General features: G+C 37.1%; 7 protein-coding genes, 1 pseudogene and 1 CRISPR repeat array. Of the genes and pseudogenes, 4 read left to right on the top strand and 4 right to left on the bottom strand.

The window, feature by feature from the left end:
- Positions 1-39 precede the first annotated feature (39 nt).
- Positions 40-372: a CRISPR direct-repeat array (repeat unit 35 nt; unit sequence CTTTTAACTTCTTAGCAAGTTTAATTAATGGAAAC).
- Positions 373-461: 89 nt separating this feature from the next.
- From cas2 to ltrA, 3 genes and pseudogenes are all read right to left on the bottom strand, one after another.
- On the bottom strand, positions 462-737 hold the full coding sequence (gene cas2, locus PX482_RS10460) for a CRISPR-associated endonuclease Cas2 (protein ID WP_002757558.1): 276 nt from the start codon (positions 735-737) through the stop codon (positions 462-464).
- Positions 737-1,842, bottom strand: a pseudogene (cas1, locus tag PX482_RS27685) (CRISPR-associated endonuclease Cas1). The gene cas2 and the pseudogene cas1 overlap by 1 nt, the downstream one beginning before the upstream one ends.
- A 2-nt stretch (positions 1,843-1,844) precedes the next feature.
- The gene (ltrA, locus tag PX482_RS10475) at positions 1,845-2,822 is read right to left on the bottom strand and encodes a group II intron reverse transcriptase/maturase (protein WP_002757564.1); all 978 of its coding nucleotides are present in this window, start codon (positions 2,820-2,822) and stop codon (positions 1,845-1,847) included.
- A 326-nt stretch (positions 2,823-3,148) separates the two neighbouring features.
- On the opposite strand from ltrA, the gene PX482_RS10480 reads away from it, so the two are divergent.
- The 4 genes from PX482_RS10480 to PX482_RS10495 all read left to right on the top strand — a co-directional run bounded on the left by PX482_RS10480 (position 3,149) and on the right by PX482_RS10495 (position 5,370).
- Positions 3,149-3,271 carry a hypothetical protein gene (locus PX482_RS10480; RefSeq protein ID WP_288027276.1) on the top strand — a complete coding sequence of 41 codons (123 nt, stop codon included), beginning with the start codon at positions 3,149-3,151 and terminating at the stop codon, positions 3,269-3,271.
- A 32-nt stretch (positions 3,272-3,303) separates the two neighbouring features.
- Complete coding sequence (locus PX482_RS10485) at positions 3,304-3,930, top strand: hypothetical protein (RefSeq protein WP_002757566.1); 627 nt, start codon at positions 3,304-3,306, stop codon at positions 3,928-3,930.
- An 808-nt stretch (positions 3,931-4,738) separates the two neighbouring features.
- Positions 4,739-4,954 carry a hypothetical protein gene (locus PX482_RS10490; protein WP_002757568.1) on the top strand — a complete coding sequence of 72 codons (216 nt, stop codon included), beginning with the start codon at positions 4,739-4,741 and terminating at the stop codon, positions 4,952-4,954.
- Positions 4,951-5,370 carry a type II toxin-antitoxin system VapC family toxin gene (locus PX482_RS10495; RefSeq protein ID WP_002757569.1) on the top strand — a complete coding sequence of 140 codons (420 nt, stop codon included), beginning with the start codon at positions 4,951-4,953 and terminating at the stop codon, positions 5,368-5,370. Before PX482_RS10490 ends, PX482_RS10495 begins: the two co-directional genes overlap by 4 nt.
- A 169-nt stretch (positions 5,371-5,539) precedes the next feature.
- On the opposite strand, the gene PX482_RS10500 is transcribed toward PX482_RS10495, so the two are convergent.
- Positions 5,540-6,167, bottom strand: a 628-nt coding sequence (locus PX482_RS10500) for a hypothetical protein (protein WP_288122416.1), incomplete at its 5' end; no start/stop codon positions are given.

Raw genomic sequence — 6,167 nt, forward strand, 5'->3', positions numbered from 1 at the left:
GGAAACGTTGGTGGCTGAGCTCGTCCTTGAGGGCGAGGTCTTTTAACTTCTTAGCAAGTTTAATTAATGGAAACTTTTCTAGCTCCAAAAGGTTCCATACTGCTACGAAGATACCTTTTAACTTCTTAGCAAGTTTAATTAATGGAAACGATGAATTCGGTTAAATGACTGCGCTTATCAGTCACTTTTAACTTCTTAGCAAGTTTAATTAATGGAAACTGTTTGTTACGCGACGATCGTTCATCGTTGTCCTCCAGTTCTCTTTTAACTTCTTAGCAAGTTTAATTAATGGAAACCCAATATTGACGCTAAATAGAACCAACAGCCAGACTCAAAGCTTTTAACTTCTTAGCAATTTTAATTAATGTGAAGCTAACGATTAGTGAATAAAAAATCTCCTACTTTAATTTTCTAAGGAGATTTTTTTACTAATAAAGGTGAGAGATAAGATTTTGTTTTTTCTAGATTACATAATATTGTGGAGGGGGTTCAGGGTGTTTGCTACCGATAGTTAAAGTTTTTGAGGTAGCATCTTTTGAGAGCCAATAAAATCTAACATTATCTTCTTCTGGTTTAACTTTTTTTTTGACTTTTTCATAAAGTTCTCGCATTTCCGCTAAAGATAAAAAGCACTCAAACACAGAAAACTGTACTCTTTTGCCGTATCCTTCCAGAAAGTTAGATAATTTAGTGCGTCTTTTATTGTCAGGAATATCGTAAACAATTAATACTAACATTAGGAGGCTCGAAAGAAAGGTTCATAGGCTATAGATGACAGCAAGCTACGTTTATACAGCCGAATTTGTAATTGAATGGCTTCTCGGTAAGAAATCTGAGATGAAATTTGAGAGTGGGTAACTTTTTCAGTCATTCGCTTCTCAAATTGATTCAGGAATAGTCGTCTCCCCTGTTCAGTTAAATAGATTCCTGGGTTTTCAGTTAGAGATTCAAAATCTTTAGATTTTAGGATAGATTGGTTAAATAAAGTTAACATTAAACTATCAACAATGGGCGACCGAAATTCTTCCATTAAATCGAAAGCTAAATAAGGTTTTTTCTTTTCACCATAATGAAAGTTAACCAAATAAGGAGAAAGACCTTCAGCAATAATTAAACTGAGAACATTGTTAAATAAAAGAGTGTAGCCAAAGCTTAAAAGAGCATTGACTGGATCGGTGGGAGGTTGACGATGACGTTGAGAAAAATTAAAGTCTGGGTTGATTATTAATTGTCCCAAAGCGGAAAAATAGCGAGCAGCACTAATCCCTTCGTAACCTCGTAAACTGTCAATATTATCTACCAACTTTAAAGCTTCAAGATCGGTATTAATCCCTGAAATTGCCTGTTCAATATCTAAAATATTGCGCTGACGATTTAATCTTAGTAATAATTGTTTAGAATTGATTAACTTGCCTCGAACAATAGCTTTGGATGTATTCAATTGAAATTGGTGATCATTCTGTGTTGAAACTGTAGTAATTCCACATTCAAATTAGATGCTTCTTTACTCCAAAGGTGTCCTTTATATCGCCCAGAAAGACTGAGGAACAAGACAGTAATTCGTGATTCTAAACAGGTAGCGATCGCTGGAGTAGATAAATTAATATTGCCAAACAGAAGAATTCTTTCCACATCTCGAATGGGGACTTCTATTTTATCCTTGTCTGGTACATGAATAAGAAACCGAAACTGTTCTTTCAACAAGATTGTTCCCTGTTCTAGTAAATATAATGTAGCCATTGTCTGATTCCAAACATTTTTTTGAGGACGTGGCGCAACTTGTATTTGTTGTTGCTTTGGATTGGAAGTATTAGTGAGGGTTTTAATTTCTACAGAAGACATGATTAATTGCTGAGATATTTCTTCTTTTTCTGGTTGTAACTCTTCTGCGTCTGAACTTTTTTTTTTCCAGTTGATAAATATTCGCCGACTCTCTGTGTTTTCCGATCTCCTTGTTTTTTCTTGGGTTTATCTACAGGAAAGATAGCATTTTCTAAAAAGCCATGACCTAAAAAACAAAACCCGTGTTCAAAGTCAGTAATTTGGGTTTTATCACGATTAATATTGAGCTTAAGAGAATCAAGTAGATCAACAACTTCCGAGTAAGCTTGTCTAATTCTTTCTTGAGTACGAGCTAAAATTAAAAAATCATCTGCATAGCGTACTAATTTAATATCCGAATTAGCAATAGTGTGATCAAATTTATCTAAATAGATATTAGCAAGCAAAGGAGAAATAACCGAGCCTTGAGGTATTCCTTTCTTTGGTAATTTCAATCCTTGCTCGCTTAATATGCCTGAAGAAATCCAAGCTTTGATCAGACATAAAATACCAGGGTGATCGATATATTGACGTAATTGGACAAGCAATATCTGATGATCGATATTATCGAAATACTGAACGATATCTGCATCTAACACCCATCGATATCCGAGATCACGCCAATCAGCGACTTTTTCTACCGCCTGAATATAAGATAGATTAGGACGATAAGCAAAACTACAAGGAGAAAAATGAGGTTCAACCAGAGGAGCAAGCACATTTAAAAGAGCTTGTTGAACAATTCGTTCTCTAACGGTTGGAATTCTTAATTCTCGCCATTTACCTCCTTCTTTAGGAATTTTGACTTGTTTGTAAGGGTGAGGGCAATAAGTGCTATTAGCGACTGCTTCTCTTAATTGAACAAGATTAAAATCTTGATTTTGAGCAAAATCATCAATGGTTTCAGCGTCAACTCCCGCACAACCGTTATTTTCTTTGACTTTCAACCAAGCTTGTTGGAAGTTAGACAAATTGAGAAAGTCGTTAACGATGGTTATCATCAGGCAAATCCCAAGAAAAATAGAATCAAGATGATTCTATAAATCTCTCGGAATGACCTCTTTCCCTAATCAACCCCTTCCTTATTCGGATAGAGACTGGAGTTTAGAATAAAGCCACTCAAGAGTAAGCTAGGTAAGGACTTGAGAAATTGGAGTATCTTCTAGGTTCTGTGTGAAAATGGTATAATGATAATACAGAACAGTAGGTCGGTTATATGGATAAATTTTAATCAACTCCTCAATTTATCAAATGTAACAGGTTCTTCGGTTTGTGTTGTACAATGGACTGGGGTTATAAGAGATGAAACCCTTATAGAGAAAGACGTTTGGCGATTTTTATCAAGTATTTTTGTCTAGAGCGAACTAATCAATTAAATCTTTTGCCAGATAAGGATTTAGCCGATTTCTGCCCCCTGATCGAATCATACCAAGTAACTAAGAACCGTTAAGAAGGCATAATAAAAATAATGAGAAACGAATAATGGATACTAAAACTAATAAGAATATTGCTCCTAAAATTCGCAAATTGGTTGAGACAGCGAGGGAACTATACCAAACCAAATATGCCCTCAATGTCACAAGGCTCACCAGTCTCAAAAGTCTTTGCCAAGAAAAGGAAGCCGCCGCTAATTTTGCGCTGTACCTAGCTAAATTGGTAGTCAAACAGATGGAATCTAATCAAACTACCAGGTCTTTTCTTGGAGAAGAAGCCTGGACAGAACACTGCCAACTAATTAACCATACTGTTGAAAAAATGGAAGATTACCTAGAATATCCAACTCCAGATAAACGGCAGGATTTGCATAAATTGTTAACCCAACTAGAACAAATTCAAGGTTGGGAAAAACACATAAGATTTGGAACACAAATTCGTGTCATCAATAACAAATATGCCTTAATAATTGAAGATGCCCTGCGCTGTATGACAAGTTCAGATTATCCTTATTGGAGTTACCAAATGGCGAGAGATTATGCTGAACGCTATAACTCAAGCTGTGGCAGTGGACTAACTTCTGAATCCGCTCCTTTAGTCGCAGAAATTGCTGAGTTTTGGTGTCAATATTATTTTGGCAAAACTCTCACAGAGAAATTCCCTGATAAGAGTTGACATCAAAATAGAATAAAATTTAATAATTTTTATCTCCATACTGTTCAGGAGGTTGCCCTACTAATTCAGTAGGATAAGCTCTTGATTTTCTTCATTTAGAGGGGCTACATTTTCCCAGACCATCTCAAATTTCCATTCTTCGATTAAATCATAAATAAAAATTAACTGACTTCTCGATGATAAGGATAAATCTCCTAATTTCTAACTATCATTGTAAGGAGGAATTTCGGTGAAAGGATGGAAAATTTATGTCGTGCAACGGGAGTGTCAAATCAACGAGGCACAGAGGTTTTTGGGATAGGTAAGTCATCTGCACTCCCGATGGCAAAGCCCCTCAAAATAACGATTTGTAATTAGTTGAATTATATACCAATTTTCAATCGTCGTGACTAACATCTAAACAGAATATTGACCTTGATTAAAGTTGGCCGTTCTCGATACTTTCTTACGTTTCCGTTAATCTTTCGTCATCGATCGCTGCCTAACGATAAGGTCTTGTCCACTGTCCGAGTGATTCTCCCCTCACTTAACGAACCAAGCTGCCGTATCAACAAAAACCTTCGTCACTTGAAATGCCCATGCTGCTCACAAAATTGGCTAATTGTCAATAGCGTTTTAGGTGCGCTTACCTTTAGGTAGGGATAATTACATGGTTTGAACGGAATAAAATTTTAATTTTTCCTCAATCTTTCTGACAATTCGGAGCGCTGTGACTCCCGAAATCTTCAATTATTCTATTAAGTGCTATAATTCTATTGATGAAACAATTTTTGCTGGTAGCTAGTTAAGCTTAGAAGGAGTTGATATTATGTTAGTTAAAGGAATTAAAAAAGGCAAAACTATTGAGTTATTAGAGGAAGTTGATTTTCCTGATAATGAAGAGTTATTAGTGGAAATTAGAGAGGTTAAGGATTTTGGGTCAGCCTTGCAAGATTTTATACAAAGAGTAGATTTGGCAAGTATTGATGATGATAGTTTTGATAATTTACGCGACAAGTCAACGGGGAGAGATGTTCGTTTATGACTCTCAAATATTTGCTAGACACTAATATTTTGTCAGAGGCTAAACGACCTCAGCCGAATCAGAAGGTCATGACGAAGCTAAGATTATCTAAACGGGAAATAGCCACAGCTACTCTGGTAATCCATGAGCTATTATTTGGTTGTTTTCGACTTCCTCTGTCTAAAAAACGCCAAGACTTAGAGGATTATGTAAATAACGTTATTTTAGCCAATCTACCTTTATTCGATTATGACTTAAAATCAGCCCAATATCACGCACGGGAAAGGTCAAGATTGTCTAAATTCGGTAAGAGTCCTGCTTTTGTCGATGGTCAAATAGCGTCTATTGCTTTTACCAACAATTTGACTTTAGTTACCAATAATGTTGATGATTTTCAAGATTTAGAAGGTTTAGTGATTGAAAATTGGTTTCTCTAATCTGTAATTGTTCCGTGTTAATACTCGATAAATCATTTGCTCCCCCAGAAAGATGATCACTGCGTCATCGATCGCTCTCTAAGGATCGGGTTATGTCCATAGTCGGTTTCAATTCTCCCCTCACTTAACGAATCGTTAAGTGAGCAGCTCAAACTGGGTTAAGGTTCCGTTAGGGTGGGCTGTTCTCGATACTTTCTAACATTCGTTTGATAGCCCCATCGATGGTTGCCGTACCGACGCGATTTCGGTATCCTAGCAGCCGCTCCCAAGTAGCCTGTTCTACCCTGACATACCACTCACAGCCGTTACCCGTCCTGTAATTCAGCCCTTCTTTGACTTGAAATTTAGCGGTTACATCGATGGTTTTTGAGGAAAGGAAGTCCGAACCTAACATTTCTCTGTTGCCATCGTCGAAAAGGATGATGGCCGCGTAGGGATTGGGCAACGCGGTTATTTCCCCCGTCTGTCCTTTTCTGGGATGCTCACCGGTAACGGTGACAGAATTTCCCACGGTCAACCGAGTAGATTTAACTGACCCATCTTCACTTAACGATTTTTCCGTTAGGGTTTGATCCTCACTTAACGATTTTTCCGTTAACGTCCCGTCTTCTTTTTCACTTAACGATTTTCGATGCCGACCGATGTTAGTGGTGTCCATGGTCGAGACGGTTCCGTGTTTAGTCTGATAAATTCTTTGTCTCTCACTTAACGATTCGTTAAGTGAGAGACGCAAACGATTGACCAGATCGGCGGAAACAAAACATAATTTGGCAATACGGTTGTTACTAGGGACTTCC

The organism is Microcystis sp. M53602_WE12 (assembly GCF_030065455.1).
In the GTDB taxonomy this organism is placed as follows: Bacteria; Cyanobacteriota; Cyanobacteriia; order Cyanobacteriales; family Microcystaceae; genus Microcystis; species Microcystis aeruginosa.

Excerpts from the sequence above, each read along its gene's own strand:
- PX482_RS10485 (WP_002757566.1), top strand. The coding sequence starts at position 3,304 with ATGGATACTAAAACTAATAAGAATATTGCTCCTAAAATTCGCAAATTG.
- cas2 (WP_002757558.1), bottom strand. The coding sequence starts at position 737 with ATGTTAGTATTAATTGTTTACGATATTCCTGACAATAAAAGACGCACT.
- PX482_RS10490 (WP_002757568.1), top strand. The coding sequence starts at position 4,739 with ATGTTAGTTAAAGGAATTAAAAAAGGCAAAACTATTGAGTTATTAGAG.
- ltrA (WP_002757564.1), bottom strand. The coding sequence starts at position 2,822 with ATGATAACCATCGTTAACGACTTTCTCAATTTGTCTAACTTCCAACAA.
- PX482_RS10495 (WP_002757569.1), top strand. The coding sequence starts at position 4,951 with ATGACTCTCAAATATTTGCTAGACACTAATATTTTGTCAGAGGCTAAA.